The sequence below is a fragment of the Pseudomonas sp. FP2338 genome, assembly GCF_030687515.1.
Taxonomy (GTDB): domain Bacteria; phylum Pseudomonadota; class Gammaproteobacteria; order Pseudomonadales; family Pseudomonadaceae; genus Aquipseudomonas; species Aquipseudomonas salomonii.
Window position 1 is genome coordinate 4,677,428 of the sequence record NZ_CP117436.1, and the last position, 19,494, is coordinate 4,696,921.

At 61.7% G+C, this 19,494-nt stretch carries 21 protein-coding genes; 13 read left to right on the plus strand and 8 right to left on the minus strand.

The window, feature by feature from the left end:
• The first annotated feature begins 124 nt into the window (after nt 1-124).
• The 8 genes from PSH96_RS21090 (at nt 125) to hemN (ending at nt 7,934) form a co-directional block, all read left to right on the plus strand.
• On the plus strand, nt 125-379 hold the full coding sequence (locus tag PSH96_RS21090) for a type II toxin-antitoxin system Phd/YefM family antitoxin (RefSeq protein ID WP_010208555.1): 255 nt from the start codon (nt 125-127) through the stop codon (nt 377-379).
• Complete coding sequence (locus PSH96_RS21095; RefSeq protein WP_305454859.1) at nt 380-790, plus strand: type II toxin-antitoxin system VapC family toxin; 411 nt, start codon at nt 380-382, stop codon at nt 788-790. It begins immediately after the preceding gene.
• Between the two features lie 207 nt (nt 791-997).
• The gene (gene ccoG / locus PSH96_RS21100) at nt 998-2,413 is read left to right on the plus strand and encodes a cytochrome c oxidase accessory protein CcoG (protein ID WP_305454861.1); all 1,416 of its coding nucleotides are present in this window, start codon (nt 998-1,000) and stop codon (nt 2,411-2,413) included.
• An 18-nt stretch (nt 2,414-2,431) separates the two neighbouring features.
• Nucleotides 2,432-2,971 carry a FixH family protein gene (locus PSH96_RS21105; protein ID WP_305454863.1) on the plus strand — a complete coding sequence of 180 codons (540 nt, stop codon included), beginning with the start codon at nt 2,432-2,434 and terminating at the stop codon, nt 2,969-2,971.
• Between the two features lie 115 nt (nt 2,972-3,086).
• Entirely contained in the window at nt 3,087-5,537 is a 2,451-nt protein-coding gene (locus tag PSH96_RS21110) for a heavy metal translocating P-type ATPase (protein ID WP_305454865.1), read from the plus strand.
• Nucleotides 5,538-5,559: 22 nt separating this feature from the next.
• Entirely contained in the window at nt 5,560-5,772 is a 213-nt protein-coding gene (gene ccoS / locus PSH96_RS21115) for a cbb3-type cytochrome oxidase assembly protein CcoS (RefSeq protein ID WP_017134806.1), read from the plus strand.
• Nucleotides 5,765-6,448, plus strand: coding sequence for a sulfite exporter TauE/SafE family protein (locus PSH96_RS21120; RefSeq protein WP_305454869.1), 684 nt, complete (start codon nt 5,765-5,767; stop codon nt 6,446-6,448). Before ccoS ends, PSH96_RS21120 begins: the two co-directional genes overlap by 8 nt.
• Nucleotides 6,449-6,551: 103 nt before the next feature.
• Nucleotides 6,552-7,934 carry an oxygen-independent coproporphyrinogen III oxidase gene (gene hemN / locus PSH96_RS21125; protein ID WP_236369627.1) on the plus strand — a complete coding sequence of 461 codons (1,383 nt, stop codon included), beginning with the start codon at nt 6,552-6,554 and terminating at the stop codon, nt 7,932-7,934.
• 6 nt (nt 7,935-7,940) lie between these two features.
• On the opposite strand, the gene PSH96_RS21130 is transcribed toward hemN, so the two are convergent.
• Nucleotides 7,941-8,426, minus strand: coding sequence for a hypothetical protein (locus PSH96_RS21130; protein WP_305454871.1), 486 nt, complete (start codon nt 8,424-8,426; stop codon nt 7,941-7,943).
• A 153-nt stretch (nt 8,427-8,579) separates the two neighbouring features.
• Here PSH96_RS21130 and fnr point away from each other — a divergent pair, with 153 nt between their 5' ends.
• Together fnr and PSH96_RS21140 are read left to right on the plus strand one after the other, a co-directional pair.
• The gene (fnr, locus tag PSH96_RS21135) at nt 8,580-9,314 is read left to right on the plus strand and encodes a fumarate/nitrate reduction transcriptional regulator Fnr (protein ID WP_056861531.1); all 735 of its coding nucleotides are present in this window, start codon (nt 8,580-8,582) and stop codon (nt 9,312-9,314) included.
• 81 nt (nt 9,315-9,395) lie between these two features.
• Entirely contained in the window at nt 9,396-9,944 is a 549-nt protein-coding gene (locus PSH96_RS21140; RefSeq protein ID WP_056861532.1) for an adenine phosphoribosyltransferase, read from the plus strand.
• Between the two features lie 107 nt (nt 9,945-10,051).
• On the opposite strand, the gene PSH96_RS21145 is transcribed toward PSH96_RS21140, so the two are convergent.
• From PSH96_RS21145 to dnaX, 5 genes are all read right to left on the minus strand, one after another.
• Nucleotides 10,052-11,200 (minus strand): acyl-CoA dehydrogenase family protein, encoded by a 1,149-nt coding sequence (locus PSH96_RS21145; protein WP_305454872.1) that lies wholly within the window; start codon nt 11,198-11,200, stop codon nt 10,052-10,054.
• A 188-nt stretch (nt 11,201-11,388) separates the two neighbouring features.
• On the minus strand, nt 11,389-11,991 hold the full coding sequence (gene recR / locus PSH96_RS21150; protein ID WP_017134798.1) for a recombination mediator RecR: 603 nt from the start codon (nt 11,989-11,991) through the stop codon (nt 11,389-11,391).
• Between the two features lie 66 nt (nt 11,992-12,057).
• Nucleotides 12,058-13,092, minus strand: coding sequence for an NADP-dependent oxidoreductase (locus PSH96_RS21155; RefSeq protein ID WP_305454873.1), 1,035 nt, complete (start codon nt 13,090-13,092; stop codon nt 12,058-12,060).
• Between the two features lie 181 nt (nt 13,093-13,273).
• Entirely contained in the window at nt 13,274-13,612 is a 339-nt protein-coding gene (locus PSH96_RS21160) for a YbaB/EbfC family nucleoid-associated protein (protein ID WP_003175481.1), read from the minus strand.
• Between the two features lie 46 nt (nt 13,613-13,658).
• The gene (gene dnaX, locus PSH96_RS21165; protein WP_305454874.1) at nt 13,659-15,743 is read right to left on the minus strand and encodes a DNA polymerase III subunit gamma/tau; all 2,085 of its coding nucleotides are present in this window, start codon (nt 15,741-15,743) and stop codon (nt 13,659-13,661) included.
• A gap of 133 nt (nt 15,744-15,876) precedes the next feature.
• Here dnaX and PSH96_RS21170 point away from each other — a divergent pair, with 133 nt between their 5' ends.
• Nucleotides 15,877-16,638 (plus strand): amino acid ABC transporter substrate-binding protein, encoded by a 762-nt coding sequence (locus PSH96_RS21170; RefSeq protein ID WP_305454875.1) that lies wholly within the window; start codon nt 15,877-15,879, stop codon nt 16,636-16,638.
• A 54-nt stretch (nt 16,639-16,692) separates the two neighbouring features.
• Nucleotides 16,693-17,064 carry a VOC family protein gene (locus tag PSH96_RS21175; protein WP_305454876.1) on the plus strand — a complete coding sequence of 124 codons (372 nt, stop codon included), beginning with the start codon at nt 16,693-16,695 and terminating at the stop codon, nt 17,062-17,064.
• On the opposite strand, the gene PSH96_RS21180 is transcribed toward PSH96_RS21175, so the two are convergent.
• Nucleotides 16,978-17,937: a DMT family transporter gene (locus PSH96_RS21180; protein WP_305454877.1), complete on the minus strand. Its 960-nt coding sequence runs from the start codon at nt 17,935-17,937 to the stop codon at nt 16,978-16,980. The genes PSH96_RS21175 and PSH96_RS21180 overlap by 87 nt on opposite strands.
• A gap of 102 nt (nt 17,938-18,039) precedes the next feature.
• On the opposite strand from PSH96_RS21180, the gene PSH96_RS21185 reads away from it, so the two are divergent.
• Nucleotides 18,040-18,903, plus strand: a complete 864-nt coding sequence (locus PSH96_RS21185) for a LysR family transcriptional regulator (protein WP_305454878.1) — start codon at nt 18,040-18,042, stop codon at nt 18,901-18,903.
• Here PSH96_RS21185 and PSH96_RS21190 read toward each other — a convergent pair.
• Nucleotides 18,900-19,493, minus strand: a complete 594-nt coding sequence (locus tag PSH96_RS21190; protein WP_305454879.1) for a hypothetical protein — start codon at nt 19,491-19,493, stop codon at nt 18,900-18,902. The genes PSH96_RS21185 and PSH96_RS21190 overlap by 4 nt on opposite strands.
• Nucleotide 19,494: the final 1 nt, after the last annotated feature.

Genomic DNA, 19,494 nt, shown 5'->3' on the forward strand with positions numbered 1-19,494 from the left:
GACTTCACAAGTAAATTGATCCTTTCCAGGCAGGAATGCGCTACCGCTCGTAGACCCAGGCTTGCAGCGCCCCACCGCAGAGTAGTAACGTAACTACATCCTATCCACCGAAGGGGGCCGCCCCATGACCATCACGACCATTTCCAGCCGCGAATTCAACCAAGACACAAGCGGTGCCAAAAAAGCCGCGCGCCAAGGCCCGGTTTTTATCACTGACCGCGGCAAGCCTGCCCATGTACTGCTAAGCATTGAGGACTACCAAAAACTGACAGGCCTCAATGCCGACATCGTTGACCTGCTGGTGATGCCGGAGGCGGCCGATATCGACTTTGAAACCGAACGTGCCGTAATCACTCATCGACCCGTGGACCTTTCTTGAATGTATCTACTCGACACCAACGTAATCTCTGAACTTCGCAAACCTCAGGCTGACGCCAGAGTGGTCGCCTGGGCAAAAAGCGTTATCGCCCCGCGCATGTTTATCTCGGCCATTACGTTGAAAGAGTTGGAAACCGGAGTCTTGCGCATCGAGCGTCGAGACCCGGCGCAAGGGAAGGTTTTGCGGACCTGGCTGAAACGCCATGTGATGCCGGCTTTCGATGCCAGGATCCTGCCGGTTGACGCTGCGGTTGCACTGCGTTGTGCGCATTTGCATGTTCTGGATCGAGCCAATGAAAGTGATGCGCTGATCGCCGCTACCGCGCTGGTTCATGGGCTGACCGTTGTTACGCGCAACGTCAATGACTTCCGGTCCAGCGGCGTGCCCCTGATTAATCCGTGGGACGAATGACCGCCTTACCTGCAAAAACCATCCATACTTGCCAAGTCAATTGATCCAGATCACGTACACCATCAATTGATTTCCCCCAACGCGACCAAAGGTCGCACCCTTTGCAGGCCATCGGGGGCGTATCATCAGGCCACTGCAACACCCTTAATTTGACCCCGGTTGGCACGTACTGGCCGAGGCAAATCTCCACCGCCGTGGGATGCAATGATGAGCAACCAGATACCGGTACATGACGTTACCCCGCCTGCCAAAAATTCGAATAACAGCGTGGACCTCTACGCGTCGCGAGAGAAAATCTACACCCGTGCCTTCACCGGCCTGTTCCGCAACCTGCGCATGCTCGGTGGTGCCGGGTTGTTCCTGCTCTACTTCGGCACCGTGTGGCTGAATTGGGGCGGTCACCAGGCGGTGTGGTGGAACCTGCCGGAGCGTAAGTTCTTTATTTTTGGTGCGACCTTCTGGCCCCAGGATTTCATCCTGCTCTCGGGCATTCTTATCGTTGCGGCGTTTGGCCTGTTCTTTATCACCGTGTATGCCGGGCGTGTGTGGTGCGGCTATACCTGCCCGCAAAGCGTATGGACATGGATCTTCATGTGGTGCGAGAAGGTCACCGAAGGCGACCGCAATCAGCGTATCAAGCTCGACAAGGCGCCCATGGGCGCGAACAAATTCCTGCGTAAATTCAGCAAGCACACGCTGTGGCTGTTGATCGGCTTTGCCACCGGCATGACCTTCGTCGGCTACTTCTCGCCCATTCGCGAACTGGTGTTCGACTTCTTCACCGGTCAGGCCGATGGCTGGTCGTATTTCTGGGTCGGTTTCTTCACCCTGGCCACCTACGGAAACGCCGGCTGGCTGCGCGAACAGGTGTGCATCTACATGTGCCCGTACGCGCGTTTCCAGAGCGTTATGTTCGACAAAGACACCCTGATCGTGTCCTACGACCCGCGCCGCGGCGAAGTGCGTGGCCCGCGCAAAAAAGGCACCGACTACAAGGCCCAGGGCCTGGGTGATTGCATCGATTGCACGATGTGCGTGCAGGTGTGCCCGACCGGCATCGACATCCGCGACGGCCTGCAAATCGAGTGCATCGGTTGCGCCGCCTGTATCGACGCCTGCGACAACATCATGGACAAAATGGACTACCCACGCGGCCTGATCAGCTACACCACCGAGCACAACCTGTCCGGGCAGAAAACCCATAAGCTGCGCCCGCGCCTGATCGGTTATGCGTTGGTGCTGCTGGCGATGATCGGCCTGTTGGCCGGTGCATTTTTCATGCGCTCGCTGGTGGGCTTCGACGTCAGCAAGGACCGCGTGCTGTACCGCGAAAACGCCGAAGGCCGCATCGAAAACGTCTACAGCCTGAAGATCATGAACAAGGACCAGCGCGACCACACCTACGTGCTCGACGCTTCGGGCCTGCCCGACCTCAAGCTGCAAGGCCGCCGCGAGATCAAGGTCGCCGCCGGGGAAATCTTCAGCATGCCGGTAGAGCTGTCCAGCGCCCCTGAGCAACTGCCGTCGAGCACCAACGAGGTGAAATTCATCCTCAGGGATGCCGATGACGACAGCGTCCACATTGAAGCCAAGAGCCGATTCATCGGCCCACAAGTCCGCTAATTAAAAGAGAGCACAACAATGCCCGCAGCTACTGCCGCAAGCCCTTGGTACAAGCACCTCTGGCCCTGGATCATCATCGGGATCCTGGCCTGCTCGGTGACCTTGACCTTGTCCATGGTGACCATTGCGGTGAAGAACCCGGACAACCTGGTCAACGACAACTACTACGAGGCCGGCAAAGGCATCAACCGCTCCCTGGACCGTGAACGCTTGGCCCAGACCCTGCAATTGCGCGGCAAGCTGCACCTGGACGAACTCACCGGTGAAGTCGAGTTGCAACTCAGCGGCTACAGCAACCCCAATACCCTTGAGCTGAACCTGATTTCCCCGACCCAGCCGCAGAAGGATCGCAAGATCAACCTGACCCGCAGCGACAGCGAACCCGGCCGCTACATCGGCCAGGTCACCGACAAGGTAGAGGGCCGGCGCTTTGTGGAATTGCTCGGCGTAGAGGGCGACAAGACCTGGCGCCTGTTCGAAGAAGAAGAGGTCAGCCACGACAAGGACTTGCTGTTGGGTGATGAACCGTTGCAGGGTGCCGAAGACCTGAAAAAGTAAAACCCTTGCGCTTCGCGCATCGCGGGCAAGCCCGCTCCCACAGTGGATCGCGGTCTCCTGTGGGAGCCGGGCTTGCCCGCGATGAGGCCCTCCCAGCCGATATAGATTTCACACCATGACCAGCCCAACCCCCTGCTACCACTGCGCCCTGCCCGTCCCGCCCGGCAGCCGGTTTACCGCCGACATCCTCGGCGAGCGCCGCGAACTCTGCTGCCCAGGCTGCCAGGCAGTGGCCGAGGCGATTGTGGCCGGTGGGCTGGAAAGCTATTACCAACACCGCAGCGAAGCCTCGGCCAACCCCGAGGCGCTGCCGGTGCAACTGGTCGACGAACTGGCGCTGTACGACCGCGCCGACGTGCAAAAACCCTTTGTGCGTCACGAGGGCGATCTGGCCGAAACCACCCTGTTGATGGAAGGCATCAGCTGCGCCGCCTGTGGCTGGCTGATCGAGAAACACCTGCGCAGCCTGCCCGCGGTGGCCGAGGCGCGACTGAACCTGTCCAACCACCGCCTGCACGTGCGCTGGGCCGACGGCCAATTGCCGCTGAGCCAGGTGCTCACCGAGCTGCGCCATATCGGCTATGCCGCCCACCCTTACCAGGCCGATCGCGCCGCCGAGCAATTGGCCAGCGAAAACCGCCGAGCCTTGCGCCAACTGGGCGTGGCGGGGCTGCTGTGGTTCCAGGCGATGATGGCGACCATGGCCACCTGGCCGGAATTCAATATCGACCTGAGCCCGGAGTTGCATGTGATCCTGCGCTGGGTGGCGATGTTCCTGACTACGCCCATCGTGTTCTACAGCTGTGCGCCGTTCTTCAAAGGTGCACTGCGCGACCTGCGCACACGCCATCTGACCATGGACGTGTCAGTGTCCCTGGCGATTGGCGGCGCGTACCTGGCGGGCATCTGGACCGCCATTACCGGCACTGGCGAGCTGTACTTCGACGCGGTGGGCATGTTCGCGCTGTTCCTGCTCGCCGGGCGCTATCTGGAACGCCGGGCGCGGGAACGCACCGCAGCCGCCACCGCACAACTGGTCAACCTGTTGCCCGCGTCATGCTTACGGCTTAAAGGCGACGGTCAGAGCGAGCGCATCCTGCTCAGCGAATTGGCCGTGGGCGACCGCGTGCTGGTGCATCCCGGCGCCGTGCTGCCGGCCGATGGAGTGATTCTCGACGGCCAGTCGAGCATTGATGAATCCCTGCTCACCGGCGAATACCTGCCGCAGCCGCGCAACGTCGGCGATGCGGTCACCGCCGGCACACTCAACGTCGAAGGGGCGCTGAGCGTCGAGGTGCGCGCCTTGGGGCATGACACCCGCCTGTCTGCCATCGTGCGCCTGCTGGAACGCGCCCAAGCCGAGAAGCCGCGCCTGGCGCAAATCGCTGATCGCGCTGCGCAATGGTTTCTGCTGTGCTCGCTGATCGCGGCCGCGCTGATCGGCCTGCTGTGGTGGGAGTTGGACGCATCACGTGCGTTCTGGATTGTGCTGGCGATGCTGGTGGCAACCTGCCCTTGCGCGTTGTCCCTGGCCACACCGACCGCGCTCACCGCCGCCACCGGCACACTGCACAAACTCGGGTTGCTGCTGACCCGCGGCCATGTGCTGGAAGGCCTGAACCAGATAGACACAGTGATTTTCGACAAGACCGGCACCCTCACCGAAGGCCGCCTGGCCCTGCGTGCCATCCGTCCTCTAAGCTCGTTGAACAGCGACGACTGCCTGGGCCTTGCCGCCGCGCTGGAAAACCGCTCCGAGCACCCGATTGCTCGCGCCTTCGGGCGTGCGCCGCTGGCTGCCGAGGAAGTCCTGAGCTTCCAAGGCTTAGGCCTGGAAGGTCGCGTGGGCGAGCGTCAATTGCGCATCGGCCAACCGGGTTTTGTATGCCAATTGAGCGGCTGCGCGATTCCCGCCTCGCCGGACGAAGCAGGCCAATGGTTGCTGCTGGGCGATCATGAAGGCGCCCTCGCCTGGTTCGTGCTCGATGACCGCCTGCGCAGCGATGCGCCCGCCCTGCTGGCCGCGTGCAAAGCGCGAGGCTGGCGCACGCTGCTCTTGTCGGGCGACAGCTCGCCGATGGTCGCCAGTGTGGCGCTGGAGCTGGGGATCGACGAGGCCAAAGGCGGCTTGCGCCCCGACGACAAACTGCAGGTGCTGCAACAGCTGCACAAGCAAGGCCGCAAGGTGCTGATGCTCGGCGACGGCGTCAACGATGTGCCCGTGCTCGCCGCCGCCGATATCAGCGTGGCGATGGGCTCGGCCACCGACCTGGCAAAAACCAGCGCCGATGCCGTGCTGCTGTCCAACCGCCTCGACGCGCTGGTGCAGGCGTTTACCCTGGCGCGACGTACACGGCGAGTAATCATCGAAAACCTGCTGTGGGCCGGGCTGTACAATGGCCTTATGCTGCCGTTTGCCGCCCTCGGCTGGATCACGCCGATCTGGGCCGCGATCGGCATGTCGCTCAGCTCGTTGATCGTGGTGCTCAACGCCTTGCGCCTGACTCGCCTGCCGAGCCCGCCAGTAAACAGTGCCACCCTAGTAACCCGCCCGCTGCCGGCTTGAGCCGCGTGGGCCTGGAGTACCGATGCCAGCTCTTTACGTGATGATTCCGGCGGCGCTGCTGTTAGTCGGCGTGGCCATTTACATTTTCTTCTGGGCGGTGGACAGCGGTCAGTACGACGACCTCGACGGCCCGGCCCACAGCGTGCTGTTCGACGACCAGGACCCGAACCACCTGGCGGGTGTCGACGAAGCCAACCGGGCCGAACAACCGCCCAAAGACCCGCCCCATGCTTGAGCTGGCGCCACTGCTGGTTTCGGCCTTGATCCTCGGGCTCCTGGGCGGCGGCCATTGCCTGGGCATGTGCGGCGGGCTGATGGGTGCGCTGACGCTGGCAATCCCCAAGGAACAACGCAGCCGCCGTTTTCGCCTGCTGCTCGCCTACAACCTGGGGCGCATCCTCAGCTACGCCGCCGCCGGGTTACTGATCGGCCTGGCCGGCTGGGCAGTGGCCAACAGCCCGGCGGCGATGTTCATGCGCGTGCTCGCCGGGTTGTTGCTGATCAGCATGGGCTTGTACCTGGCGGGCTGGTGGAGCGGCCTCACCCGCATCGAAAGCCTGGGGCGCGGCCTGTGGCGCTATATACAGCCGGTCGCCAACCGTTTGCTGCCGGTGTCCAGCCTGCCACGCGCATTATTGCTGGGCGCGCTGTGGGGCTGGTTGCCATGCGGCTTGGTCTACAGCACGCTGCTATGGGCGGCGAGCCAGGGTAATGCGCTGGACAGTGCTTTGCTGATGCTGGCCTTCGGGCTTGGAACTTGGCCCGTGCTACTGGCCACTGGCTTGGCGGCAGAACGTGTCACCGCGCTGCTGCGCAAACGCAGCGTGCGTGTGGCCGGTGGCGTGCTGGTGATTGTGTTTGGGGTATGGACGCTGCCAGGCCCGCATCAACATTGGCTAATGGGCCATTAAATCGCCATGTGGCATAGCGCCGCTCCCCGTTGATGCAAATCAAGATGGCACCTGCGACGCGCCCCTAGACTCGGCCCACTAGCCAATTCGGGGGACCGCCCGCATGCTCGACGCCATTCGTTGGGACACAGATCTGATTCACCGCTACGACTTGGCGGGGCCGCGCTACACGTCCTACCCCACCGCTGTACAATTCGACAGCCAGGTCGGCACTTTCGACCTGCTCCACGCCCTGCGCGACAGCCGCAAGGCCGTACGGCCCTTGTCGCTGTATGTGCATGTGCCGTTTTGCGCAAACATCTGCTATTACTGCGCCTGCAACAAGGTCATCACCAAAGACCGTGGCCGTGCCCAGGCCTACCTGCAACGCCTGGAGCAGGAAATCCAGCTGGTGGCTTGCCACCTCGACCCGAAACAGCCCGTGGAGCAACTGCACTTCGGCGGTGGCACCCCAACCTTTCTCAGCCACGACGAACTGCGCCAGGTGATGACGCGCCTGCGCCAGCACTTCAACTTGCTCGATGATGATTCCGGTGACTATGGCATCGAGATCGACCCGCGCGAAGCCGACTGGGCGACCATGGGGTTGCTGCGCGAACTGGGCTTCAACCGCGTAAGCATCGGCCTGCAGGACCTGGACCCCGAGGTGCAGCGTGCGGTCAACCGCCTGCAAAGCCTGGAAGAAACCCGTGCAGTGATCGATGCGGCGCGCACCTTGCAATTTCGCTCGATCAATATCGACCTGATCTACGGCCTGCCCAAGCAAACGCCGCTGAATTTTGCGCGCACCGTCGAAGAAGTGATCAACCTGCAACCGGATCGCCTGTCGGTGTTCAACTATGCGCACCTGCCCGAGCGCTTTATGCCGCAGCGGCGCATCAACACCGACGAGTTGCCCTCGCCGGCAGAAAAACTGCTGATGCTGCAAACCACCATCGAACAGTTGACCCGTGCCGGCTACCGTTACATCGGCATGGACCACTTTGCCCTGCCGGATGACGAACTGGCCGTGGCTCAGGAAGAAGGCACGCTGCAGCGTAACTTCCAGGGCTACACCACCCACGGGCATTGCGATTTGATTGGGCTGGGGGTTTCAGCAATCAGCCAGATCGGCGACCTGTATTGCCAGAACAGCAGTGACCTCAATCACTACCAGAACGCCCTCGCCGGGGCGCAACTGGCCACCAGCCGTGGCCTGGTCTGCACCACGGATGATCGTTTGCGCCGGGAAGTGATTCAGCAGTTGATCTGCAACTTCAGCCTGGCATTCGAGCGGATTGAACAGGCCTTCAACATCGATTTTCGCGGCTATTTCGACGAACTATGGCCACAGCTGGAGACAATGGCCGCCGACGGCCTGATCGAACTGGATGCCCACGGCATTCGCGTATTGCCGGCCGGGCGCTTGCTGGTGCGCTCGGTGTGCATGGTGTTCGATGCCTATCTGGAGCACCAGAACAGGCAGCGATTCTCGCGGGTGATCTAAAGGGCTTTATTTCGCCATCAAGCTCATGGCTTCCATCTGAGCTTCAGGCGGCTCATCTTTCAGCGATTTGGCCAGTTGTGTTTGGGCGGTCATTAAACCGGCCTGTATCGTCGCCACGTCGCCCTGCAAACCTGCCACTTTGGCTTGGCGTGCTTCCGGGGACAACGTGGTGTCATTCATGGCTGCCGAGAGCTGAGCCATCTTTTCGGCAAGCTGCTTTTTCAGCTCGCGGATCATCTTCAGCAATTGTTTGATGTTGTCTTTCAGATTGCTTTCATCAATATCGCTATTGGAGGATTTCTCAGCCGAAGCCATGCCCATCCCCGCGCCGGAAATGACCACCTTCACGCCTTCAGCCGCATTAGGTTCAGCGGGCTTGGCCTCGGTGGCGGCCTTGGGCGCGGCGTCTTTATCCTTGGCCGCATCGGCGGCCTTCCAGACCGATAACGCTGCAACGTTGATCGATGGGTTTGAGACAGTGTTGACTGACATGATCTGAGCTCCAGCTCATAGAGAGACACCTGTGTATCGGCACCGATACAAATAGCTTTATACCGTTGCTGCTTTTTTGTACACGCTGGCCTCAGCCACCCTCGGTGCGTTACCCTTACGTCTTATGTGTGTTTTCCCACAAGGATTTAAGAAATGTCCGAGCCAGTTAAACTGCGCGCTCACAGCCAGGCTCACTGCAAGGATTGCAGCCTGGCCCCCCTCTGCCTGCCACTTTCGTTGAATTTGGAAGACATGGAAGCGCTGGACGAAATCGTTAAACGCGGTCGCCCGCTGAAAAAAGGCGAGTTTCTGTTTCGCCAGGGTGACAAATTCGATTCTGTCTATGCAGTACGTTCCGGCGCGCTGAAGACCTTCAGCCTGAGCGACGGCGGCGAGGAGCAGATCACCGGCTTCCACCTGCCCAGCGAACTGGTCGGGTTGTCTGGCATGGACACCGAGATTCACCCGGTGTCGGCCCAGGCCCTGGAGACGACCTCGGTGTGCGAAATCCCTTTCGAGCGCCTGGATGAATTGGCCCTGCAGCTGCCGCAACTGCGCCGCCAGTTGATGCGGGTGATGAGCCGCGAGATCCGTGACGACCAACAGATGATGTTGCTGCTGTCGAAGAAAACCGCCGACGAGCGCATTGCCACGTTTTTGGTCAACCTGTCGGCGCGCTTCCGTGCCCGTGGGTTCTCGGCCAACCAGTTCCGCCTGAGCATGTCGCGCAATGAAATCGGCAATTACCTGGGCCTGGCGGTGGAAACCGTGTCCCGCGTGTTTACCCGTTTCCAGCAAAACGAGCTGATTGCCGCCGAAGGCAAGGAAGTGCATATCCTCGACCCGATCCAGCTCTGCGCGCTGGCCGGGGGCTCGCTGGAAGTCTGAAGCGCACGCTTGCGGCCGCGCCAATCGGCAAGGCCGCAGGTATACTTCGAGTCCGTTTTCCGCTCCCAGGACTCTTCGACGATGACCTTCGATTCGTTCGACATCAAATCCCTGATCCGCCCCGTCATCGACTTCCCCAAGCCTGGGGTGATCTTTCGTGATATTACCCCGCTGTTCCAATCGCCCCGCGCCCTGCGCCTGGTGGCCGACAGCTTTGCCCAGCGTTATGTCGAGGCCGACTTTACCCACATCGGCGCGATGGATGCCCGTGGCTTCCTGATCGGCTCGATCATCGCCTACCAGTTGAACAAACCGCTGATCCTGTTCCGCAAACAGGGCAAGCTGCCGGCTGACGTGCTGGCCGAGGGTTACCAGACCGAATACGGCGAGGCCTTCCTCGAAGTGCACGCCGACAGCCTGTGCGACGGCGACTCGGTGCTGATGTTCGATGACCTGATCGCCACCGGCGGCACCTTGATTGCCGCGGCAAACCTGGTGCGCCGTATGGGCGCGAAAATCTTCGAAGCGGCGGCGATCATTGACCTGCCGGAGCTGGGTGGCTCGCAACGCCTGCAGGATATGGGTATTGCGACGTTCTGCCTGACGCAGTTTGGGTTGACCGAAGTTTAATCGCTGCCTGGGCCGGCGCTATCGCAGGCAAGCCAGCTCCCACAGGTGATCGCATTCCATTGTGGGAGCTGGCTTGCCTGCGATAGCGCCCGGAAGAACACCACTAATCAAAGCCCCATCTGCTTGCTGATAATTTCGTTCATCACCTCACGGGTACCACCGCCAATCGACAGAATGCGGTTATCCCGATACAGCCGTTCCACCAGACTGCCACGCATATAACCCTGCCCACCCAGTATCTGCACCGCGTCATAGGTCACCCGATCCGCCGTATCAGTGGCCAGGTTCTTGGCCATGGAAATCTCCTTGATCACACTCTTGCCGGCCGCCATCTTCGCCGCCTGGCAATAGGTGAACTCTCGGGAGACTTCCACTGCGGTGGCCATTTCCGCCAGCCGATGCTTGAGCACCTGGAATTTGCCGATGGGTTTGCCGAAGGCTTCGCGCTGGCTCGCCCACTTGAGACTTTCTTCCAGGGCCAACTGCGCGGTCATGTTCGCCATCAGCGCCAGCGCCAGGCGTTCGCTCTGAAAGTTGCCCATGATGCAGGCAAAGCCCATGTTCTCGACGCCGATCAAGTTGCCTGCGGGGACTCGGCAATCGTCGAAGAACAGCTCAGCCGTGTCCGACGCCCACCAGCCCATTTTCTTCAACGGTTGGCCGACGGTGAAACCTGGCGTGTGTTTTTCGATCAGCAACAGGCTGATGCCGCCGAAGCCCGGCCCGCCGGTGCGTACGGCAACGGTGTAAAAGTCGGCGCGGATGCCGCTGGTGATAAAGGTTTTGCTGCCGCTGACGCGATAAAAGTCACCCTCTCGAACAGCGCGGGTTTGCAAGTTGGCCACATCGGAGCCGCCACCGGGTTCGGTGACGGCCAGGGCGATGATCTTTTCACCGGCCAGCACTTGAGGCGCAACCCGCTCACGTACCTCGGGCCGAGCCCATTTGACGACAGGCGGCAGGCCGATATCCAGCGAGCCCAGGCCCGCGACTACGCCACCCGAACCGCAACGCATCAACTCTTCGCTGGCGGCGACCTTGGCGAACACGTCGCCTTCGTGGCTGCCGCCCAGGCTTTCGGGGTAGCCGATGCCCAGGATCCCCGCCGCGCCCGCCTTGAGGTACAGCTCGCGGGGGAAGCCCTCGGCCTCCTCCCATTGTTCGATGCCCGGCAACATCTCGCGCTCGACAAAACGGCGCACGCTGTCGCGGACCAATTGGTGGCTGGGGTCGAAGTAGTCCTGATAGGCAGACATCGGCAAGCTCCACGGTGAGGTGGAGAGAACTTACCAAGCGCTTGCTTGGTTATCAAGACAGCGCTAACAACACAAAACTACTGTGGGAGCGGGCTTGCTCGCGAATGCGGAGTGTCAGTCACAGATTTATTAACTGACCCACCGCATTCGCAAGCAAGCCCGCTCCCACATTTGAACAGTGTGGTTATTTAAAGCGCGATCGGTTTACGACCGGCAAACGAATGCGCCAACGTGCCGCCATCCACCAATTCCAGCTCGCCGCCCAACGGCACGCCATGGGCGATACGCGAGGTGATCAGGCCTTTGTTGGTCAGCAATTGGGCGATGTAATGCGCGGTCGCCTCGCCTTCCACCGTCGGGTTGGTCGCCAGGATCACCTCGGTAAACGTGCCCTGCTCTTCGATGCGTGTCACCAGTTGCGGGATGCCGATGGCTTCCGGCCCCAGGCCGTCCAGCGGCGAAAGATGCCCCTTGAGCACGAAGTAGCGCCCGCGATAGCCAGTCTGCTCGACGGCGTACACGTCCATCGGCCCTTCCACCACACACAGCAGCGTGTCGTCGCGGCGTGGGTCGGCGCATTGCGGGCACAGATCTTCTTCGGTCAAGGTGCGGCACTGGCGGCAGTGGCCGACGCCGGTCATGGCCTGGCTCAAGGCCTGGGCCAACCGCGTGCCGCCGCTGCGATCACGCTCCAGCAGTTGCAGCGCCATACGCTGGGCGGTTTTCTGGCCCACGCCCGGCAAAGTGCGCAGGGCGTCGATCAGTTGGCGAATCAGGGGGCTGAAGCTCATGGGCGAAGGGTCCGACAAAACAACGAGACGCGGTTTATACCCGCGCCTCGGATTAGCGTCAAATGCTCAATCCTGCGCGACGCGCACCACCAACTTGCCGAAGTTGCGCCCCTCGAGCAAACCGATAAAGGCTTCGGGAGCCTGTTCCAGGCCATCGACCACGTCTTCGCGGAACTTGATCTTGCCGTCGCGCACCCATGGCGCCATGGCGCTGAGGAATTCCGGCTGGCGATCGCCATAGTCATCGAACACGATAAAGCCCTGGATGCGCACGCGCTTGGTCAACAAGGTGCGTTGCAGTGCCGGCAACCGATCTGGGCCGCTGGGCGCTTCATGGGCGTTGTAGCCGGCGATCAAGCCGCACAGCGGAATGCGCGCCTTGGGGTTGAGCAGCGGCAGCACGGCGTCGAAGACTTTGCCGCCGACGTTTTCAAAGTAGATGTCCACACCGTTGAAACAGGCCAACGCCAGCTGTTGGGCAAAATCGGCGCTCTTGTGGTCGATACAGGCGTCAAAACCCAGCTCGTCGACCACATAACGGCACTTGTCCGCACCGCCGGCAATCCCCACCACGCGCAAGCCTTTGAGCTTGGCGACCTGCCCGACCACCGAGCCCACCGCGCCGGAGGCAGCTGCCACCACCAGGGTTTCCCCGGCCTTGGGCTGGCCGATATCCATCAGGCCCATGTACGCGGTCATGCCGGGCATACCCAATACGCCCAGTGCCATCGAGGGGCTGGCCAGGCCTTTGGGCACCGGGATCAGGTTGTTTCCGTCTGAGATGCTATGGCTCTGCCAGCCGGTGGAACCTACTACCAGGTCACCTACACCGAACTTCGGGTTACGCGATTGTTCGATTCGGCTGACGGCACCACCGGTCATCACTTGGTCGATTTCCACCGGAGCTGCGTAGGACGGCGCGTCACTCATGCGCCCACGCATGTAGGGGTCGAGGGACAGGTACAGGGTTTTAAGCAGCACCTGGCCATCGGTCAATTCCGGCAGGTTCACGCGTTCCAGGCGAAAGTTTTCCGGTGTCGGCGCGCCTTGCGGGCGTGAGACCAGGACAATGCGCTGGTTAAGAATGGGGTCTTGAGGCATGAGGGGCTCCTTTAACGAATCTTTCGGTATAGGGTGCAGACCCTGCGTGCCGTGTCAGGGTTCATATTAGACGCGCAGCGTCCTGGGGCGGCATGCCCACGCAGAGCGTAGGAACGATCACACCACACACAAAAATGCCAGGCGCGATGCCTGGCATTTGAGTCTAGCTAACGCTGCACAATCAGAACGGCAGCTTCATGCCCGGCGGCAGTTGCATGCCGGCAGTCACGCCACCCATTTTTTCCTGGCTGTTGGCTTCGATCTTGCGCACGGCGTCGTTGACGGCCGCGGCGAACAGCGCTTCGAGCATTTCCAGGTCATCTTCGCCCACGCCTGGCAACACGCTTGGGTCGATGCTTACGCGCTTGATGTCGTGACGACCGGTCATCACCACGCTGACCATATCACCACCGGCTTTACCGGTGACTTCGGCGTTGGCCAGTTCTTCCTGCATCTTGGCCATTTTTTCCTGCATCTGCTGCGCCTGCTTCATCAGGCCGGCCATGCCACCTTTCATCATGGGAATCACCTCAAAGTACGTGGATCAATCAATTAGTAGCCCGGTTTTATGACGCTTGGGGCACCGGGGCTTCGACAGGTTCAATAGTATCGTGACGCACCACCGCACCGAACTGTTGCATCAACTGCTGGATGAGCGGATCGCCATGGATCGAGTCTTCGGCCTCACGCTGACGGTTGATGCGCTTACGGGTCGCCGCCTGGGCCGGGGTTTCCTGCTCCGGCTTGATCAGTTCGATGGCGATGGTCAGCGTGCGTTCATGGTACTGGTTCAGCGCATCGTTTAGCCGGCGTTGCTGGGTCGCGTTGAACAGGGCGCTGTGGGCCGGGTCCAGGTGCAACAGCCAGTGGTCGCCCTCGATGGAAATCAAGGTGCAGTTGGCGGCGATGCTGCCGGTCATGCCGGAGATTGGCAATTTAGGAAACAATTCCAACCATTGCAATGCCAGGCCGGAGGCCGGGGCGGCAGCGGGTTCCGCTTCGGGCTCGGGGGGCGGCTCGGCGGTGTGCTCGCTGGCCAAGTCGTCCAGGTAGCTGTAGGCCGAATCCATGTCCGGCTCGATGTAATCTTCGTCCAGCGGCGGCTCGTCATCGAGGTCGATACCCGGCGTAGCCGCGTCCACCTGCGCAACGGTCGGCTCGGGAACCGGTGCCGACACCCATTCCGGCGCGTCCGGCACCGCGCTGTCCGGGGTCGGCGTGGGCATCGGCGTCAGCTCGGGCTGCTCGCCGGTGGTTTCCAGCACGGGTTCCACGGCGGCTACTTGCTCGACTTCAGGTTCAGGCTCAGGTTCAGCTTCTGCGTCGACCGGATCGTTCCAGGGCAGGTCAACCACCGGCGCGGGAGCAGGTTCAGGCTCAACCACCGGCGCGGGCTCGATCACCGGCGCGGCAACCACAGGCGCAGGCGCAGGCGCAACCGGCGCAGGTTCAGGTGCAGCAACTACTGGCGCGACTATCGCCGCGCCAGCCACTGGTTTGGCGGAATCAACTGTGGCCTGGCTGATCCCCACTGGCTTTAGCGGCTGTCTCGGTGCATCTGCCGAGTCGGCGGGCCGGAAGGCCAGCATCCGCAGCAAGACCATTTCAAAGCCGCCGCGCGGGTCTGGCGCCAGAGGCAGATCCCGGCGACCGATCAGGCCCATCTGGTAATAAAACTGCACATCTTCGGCCGGCAATGCCTGGGCCAGCGCCAACACGCGGTCGCGGTCGCCATGGCCGTTGTCGACACCTTCGGGCAACGCCTGGGCGATGGCCACGCGGTGCAGCACATTGAGGATTTCCGAGAGCACGCCGTTCCAGTCCGGGCCTTGCTCCGACAAATGGCGCACGGCTTCGAGCAACGCCTTGGCGTCACCTTCGATCAGCGCATGCAGCACGTCGAACACCTGGCCGTGGTCCAGCGTGCCAAGCATGGCGCGCACATCCGCGGCCATGACCTTGCCTTCACCAAAGGCGATGGCCTGGTCGGTGAGGCTCATGGCATCACGCATCGAGCCATCGGCAGCGCGGCCAAGCAGCCACAACGCGTCGTCTTCGAACGGTACATTCTCGACGCCGAGCACATGGGTCAAATGTTCGACCACGCGCTCGGGCGTCATATTTTTCAGGGAAAACTGCAGGCACCGCGACAAAATCGTTGCAGGAAGTTTCTGCGGGTCGGTGGTGGCCAGGATGAACTTAACGTAGGGCGGCGGCTCTTCCAGGGTTTTCAACAGCGCGTTGAAGGAATGGCTGGAGAGCATGTGCACTTCGTCGATCAGGTAGACCTTGAAGCGCCCACGGCTCGGCGCGTACTGCACATTGTCGAGCAGCTCGCGGGTGTCTTCGACCTTGGTGCGGCTCGCGGCGTCGATCTCGATCAGGTCGACAAAACGCCCCTCGTCGATCTCGCGGCATACCGAGCAGGTGCCGCAGGGTGTCGACGTGATACCGGTTTCACAGTTCAGGCACTTGGCAATAATGCGCGCGATAGTGGTCTTGCCGACCCCGCGGGTACCGGTGAACAGGTAGGCGTGGTGCAGACGTTGGCTGTCCAAGGCATTGATCAGAGCCTTGAGCACATGGGTCTGGCCGACCATTTCGCGGAACGAGCGCGGACGCCATTTACGTGCAAGAACCTGATAACTCATCGAAAACCGTCGCAACTGGGAAGCGGAAGCCGGTAATGCTAGCGGAGCAAGGGGGAAATTGCATCCGGCACGCTCGTCTAATCTGACTAAGCTTGCCTGACTGGCCCCTCAAAGGCCTGAACCCGGAGAGTGTATGCGCGTAGTCCTGGGCGCTTTATGGATGATTTCCGTTGCTTGCCTGGCGGCGCCCGCACCGTTGCGTTTTGCGGTTTCCGACAGCTGGGCAATGCCCATGGCCCAGCTGGAAGGTGGCCGGCCCACCCAGGGCATTTTGTATGACTTGATGTTGAGCCTGGCCACCCAGGTCGGGCGCCCGGCCGAGTTCCACGTGCTGGCCCGGGCGCGACTCGCTGGCGCCATGGCACGTGCAGAGGTCGATGTGCGTTGCTATGTCGCCCAGGATTGGCTCGGCAACCTGTCCGGCGACTACACCTGGAGCGTGCCTTTGATGGTGCAGCGCAATGTGTTGGCCAGTGCCCACGCACCGCCTGTTCAGGTGGCCAAGTTGGCACCCCAGGCCATTGGCACGGTGCTCAACTACCGCTACGCCGTGCTCGAACCGCTGTTCGCCAGCGGCCAACTGACCCGCGACGATTCGCGCAGCGAGGAGTTGGTGCTGCACAAGCTGGTGGCCACGCGCTTCGAATACGCCGTGATCAACGAATGGACCCTGGACCGTTTCAACCTGAAAGTGCCCCAAAGCCTGCGGCTGCACAACGTCGCGGTGATCGACGAGCAAAACCTGGGCTGCATCGTGCGCAATGACCCGAACGTGCCGGTGCAACGGATCTTGCGCACGCTGCTGCGGATGAAAATGTCGGGCGAGATCGACGACCTGATCAAACTCTACACCGGGGAAAATGCGCGGCCGCTGCGCACTCCTGACAAGAACTGACAGTGCCGCGCCATAGACTGGGCTCCCTTAACCACCCGTTCTCAAGGAGCCTGCATGCACACCGTCGCCCATTACTTTTTGCTCTACGTCGACAGCCCGGCCACCAGCGCCAACTTCTATAGTCGCCTGCTGGGCAAGCCGCCGGTTGAGCTGAACCCGACGTTCGCCCTGTTCATTCTCGACAACGGCGTCAAGCTGGGGCTGTGGTCGCGTCACACCGTGGAGCCTGCGGCCCACCTCACCGGCGGCGGCGGTGAGTTCGGTTTTTCGCTGGCTGACCCAGCCGCCGTGGACGCCCTGCACGCTCAGTGGGTAGAACGCGGCGCGACCATCATCCAGTCACCGACCCACCTGGACTTCGGCTACACCTTTGTCGCCGAGGACCTCGACGGCCACCGGCTGCGCGCGTTCAGCCTGAGCGATTGAGCGCCAGCGCCCTTCAAGGCTGATGGCGGCGACACTGGCCAGCACGATCACCGCGCCCAGTATCACTTGCAGGGCAATGTGCTCGCCCAGCAGGGTCGAAGCCATCAGCATGGCCACCGGCGGTATCAGGTACATCGCCACCGAGGCGCGGCTGACGTCCACGTGTTTGAGTACATAGCCCCAGGCCAGGTACGCCAGGGCGCTGGGGAAAATCCCCAATACCAGCACCGACAGGTTCTCCGGCAACGGCGCCTGGGCCACGGCAGCCGGCAAGCCCGGCAGGTTCACACACAGCATCAAGGTGCCCGCCCACACCATGTAGCACGCCATGGTCAGTGGGCTGTAGCGATGGGCGTAGTGCTTCTGGATGGCGAAATACACGCTCCACGACACGGCAGCCAGCAGGATCAGCAAGCCGCGCGGGTCGATATCACCGACGCCATGATCGCCCCAGATCACCACCAGCACACCGAACAAGCCGAGCAAGACGCAGCCCCAACGCCAGGCGCTGACCCGTTCTTTCAAACAGAAAAACGCGATCACCACACTGAACAGCGGCGCCGACTGCGCCAGCACACTCGATGCTGCCGCCGTCACCCACTGTTGCCCGTAGTTGAGGCTGGTGTGGTGCAGGAACACGCCGAAAAAACCCAACACCAGCAACCACGGCAAATCCCGCACACGCGGCCGGCCGATGCCTGCCCCCAGGGCGATGCCGCCAATGAACACCGAGGCGATCAGAAATCTTAGCAGCGCCAATTGGCCTGGGCTGTAGCTGTGCAGCCCCATGTGCACGCCAATCGGCGAATAAGCCCAACAGAGAATCACGCCAGCGATGACTAGCGTAAGCTTTACGGGTGATGGGGCATTCATCGACGGCATCCAGATACTGAGAGGGAATACCGTCAGTCTTGAGCCGCGCAAGGCGCAGGACAATTAAGCGTTTCTGACTTCTGAAATCATTGGAACTGAGCAATGGAACTGGCCCAACTGAAAATGGTGCGCGCCGTGGCCCAAACCGGCAGCGTGGCCCAGGCCGCGCTGCAATTGCACTGCGTGCCATCCAACATCACCACGCGCATCAAGCAGCTGGAAAGCGAGTTGGGCACGCCGCTGTTTATTCGCGCAGGCCGTGGGCTGGCCATCAGTGCCGCCGGGGAAATCTTCCTCGATTACTGTGAGCGCATCCTGGCCCTGGTGGATGAATCCAAACGCGCAGTGGATGCCAACGCGATTCCGCGTGGCACCTTGCGCATCGGCGCGGTGGAATCCAGCGCCAGCGGCCGCCTGCCGCCACTGCTGGCCGAATACCACCGACGCTACCCGGATGTCAGCCTGGAGTTGGTCACCGGCGCCTGGGCGCAACTGCTCGACGACCTGCAACACCATCGCCTCGATGTGGCACTGGTGGCCTCGGGCGGCAAGCGCGCCAAGCTCGAACACAGCGTGGTCTACAGCGAACGCCTGGTGCTGATCGCCAGCGCCTCCAGCGCGCCGATCAACAGTGCCGAAGACTTGGCAGGCCGCACCTTGCTGGTGTGGCCGCCCGGTTGTCCGTATCGCGCGGCGCTGGAGAACTGGATCAAACCGCACACCTTCAAGCCGAGCATCGCCAGCTATGCCAGTTGGGGCACGATCATCGGCTGCGTCAGTGCGGGGATTGGCGTGGCGTTGGCGCCGGAAGGCATCCTGGCCCGCTATGAGCAGGCCAATCAACTGGCGTCCTACCGATTTGATGAGCTGCAGGCCGTGGACAACCTGCTGTTCTGGCACACGGACACCCAGCGCCACCTGGCGCGGGATGCGTTTGCCGGGCTGCTGCGGGAGACGTTTGGCTAGTCGGCTTGCGGCGCAGCCAAGCGTGCGTACTGGTTTTGGCTGATCCAGCCGGTGTAGGTATGGTCTTTGACATTGGTGAACTCGACCTTGGCCCAACCGTCCTTGAACGCCAGCACGCCGACCACATCGTCCTTGACGATATACGCGCGCTTGGCGGCTTCAGCGCCTGGTTCTTTCAGCAGGTAAGCCTTGTCGGCCGTCACGGTCACCAGGCCGATCCATTGCTTGCTGGCGGTTTGGGTCAGGTCCAGGCCGGTGGCGATTTCCGGCATCAGCACGCTGATGCAACCGGGATGCTCGCGCCCCTGTTCTACCGTCAAGGTCACGCCGTCGGAGGACGCTGCCACGCTGCCGGGGTAAGCCTTGTCGAGCCAGGTGGTGAGCGCTTCAGGCTGGCCTTGCAGGTAGAACGTGCAGCTGCGGGTCACGCCCTCGCCCAGCTCTTCTGCGTAGTAGCCTTCGACCTGATGCTCAGGCGTGACCGCCAGCATCAGCCCTTCGTATTTGCCGGAATGCAGCTCGGCGGCACCTGCCAACGTTGGCGCCAAGGCGCAAAATGACAACACGCTCATCGCTAGAAAACGGCTCATC

What these genes read in the sequence shown, in the direction of transcription:
- PSH96_RS21090 (WP_010208555.1), top strand. Translation starts at nt 125, where the DNA reads ATGACCATCACGACCATTTCCAGCCGCGAATTCAACCAAGACACAAGC.
- PSH96_RS21095 (WP_305454859.1), top strand. Translation starts at nt 380, where the DNA reads ATGTATCTACTCGACACCAACGTAATCTCTGAACTTCGCAAACCTCAG.
- ccoG (WP_305454861.1), top strand. Translation starts at nt 998, where the DNA reads ATGAGCAACCAGATACCGGTACATGACGTTACCCCGCCTGCCAAAAAT.
- PSH96_RS21105 (WP_305454863.1), top strand. Translation starts at nt 2,432, where the DNA reads ATGCCCGCAGCTACTGCCGCAAGCCCTTGGTACAAGCACCTCTGGCCC.
- PSH96_RS21110 (WP_305454865.1), top strand. Translation starts at nt 3,087, where the DNA reads ATGACCAGCCCAACCCCCTGCTACCACTGCGCCCTGCCCGTCCCGCCC.
- ccoS (WP_017134806.1), top strand. Translation starts at nt 5,560, where the DNA reads ATGCCAGCTCTTTACGTGATGATTCCGGCGGCGCTGCTGTTAGTCGGC.
- PSH96_RS21120 (WP_305454869.1), top strand. Translation starts at nt 5,765, where the DNA reads ATGCTTGAGCTGGCGCCACTGCTGGTTTCGGCCTTGATCCTCGGGCTC.
- hemN (WP_236369627.1), top strand. Translation starts at nt 6,552, where the DNA reads ATGCTCGACGCCATTCGTTGGGACACAGATCTGATTCACCGCTACGAC.
- PSH96_RS21130 (WP_305454871.1), bottom strand. Translation starts at nt 8,426, where the DNA reads ATGTCAGTCAACACTGTCTCAAACCCATCGATCAACGTTGCAGCGTTA.
- fnr (WP_056861531.1), top strand. Translation starts at nt 8,580, where the DNA reads ATGTCCGAGCCAGTTAAACTGCGCGCTCACAGCCAGGCTCACTGCAAG.
- PSH96_RS21140 (WP_056861532.1), top strand. Translation starts at nt 9,396, where the DNA reads ATGACCTTCGATTCGTTCGACATCAAATCCCTGATCCGCCCCGTCATC.
- PSH96_RS21145 (WP_305454872.1), bottom strand. Translation starts at nt 11,200, where the DNA reads ATGTCTGCCTATCAGGACTACTTCGACCCCAGCCACCAATTGGTCCGC.
- recR (WP_017134798.1), bottom strand. Translation starts at nt 11,991, where the DNA reads ATGAGCTTCAGCCCCCTGATTCGCCAACTGATCGACGCCCTGCGCACT.
- PSH96_RS21155 (WP_305454873.1), bottom strand. Translation starts at nt 13,092, where the DNA reads ATGCCTCAAGACCCCATTCTTAACCAGCGCATTGTCCTGGTCTCACGC.
- PSH96_RS21160 (WP_003175481.1), bottom strand. Translation starts at nt 13,612, where the DNA reads ATGATGAAAGGTGGCATGGCCGGCCTGATGAAGCAGGCGCAGCAGATG.
- dnaX (WP_305454874.1), bottom strand. Translation starts at nt 15,743, where the DNA reads ATGAGTTATCAGGTTCTTGCACGTAAATGGCGTCCGCGCTCGTTCCGC.
- PSH96_RS21170 (WP_305454875.1), top strand. Translation starts at nt 15,877, where the DNA reads ATGCGCGTAGTCCTGGGCGCTTTATGGATGATTTCCGTTGCTTGCCTG.
- PSH96_RS21175 (WP_305454876.1), top strand. Translation starts at nt 16,693, where the DNA reads ATGCACACCGTCGCCCATTACTTTTTGCTCTACGTCGACAGCCCGGCC.
- PSH96_RS21180 (WP_305454877.1), bottom strand. Translation starts at nt 17,937, where the DNA reads ATGAATGCCCCATCACCCGTAAAGCTTACGCTAGTCATCGCTGGCGTG.
- PSH96_RS21185 (WP_305454878.1), top strand. Translation starts at nt 18,040, where the DNA reads ATGGAACTGGCCCAACTGAAAATGGTGCGCGCCGTGGCCCAAACCGGC.
- PSH96_RS21190 (WP_305454879.1), bottom strand. Translation starts at nt 19,493, where the DNA reads ATGAGCCGTTTTCTAGCGATGAGCGTGTTGTCATTTTGCGCCTTGGCG.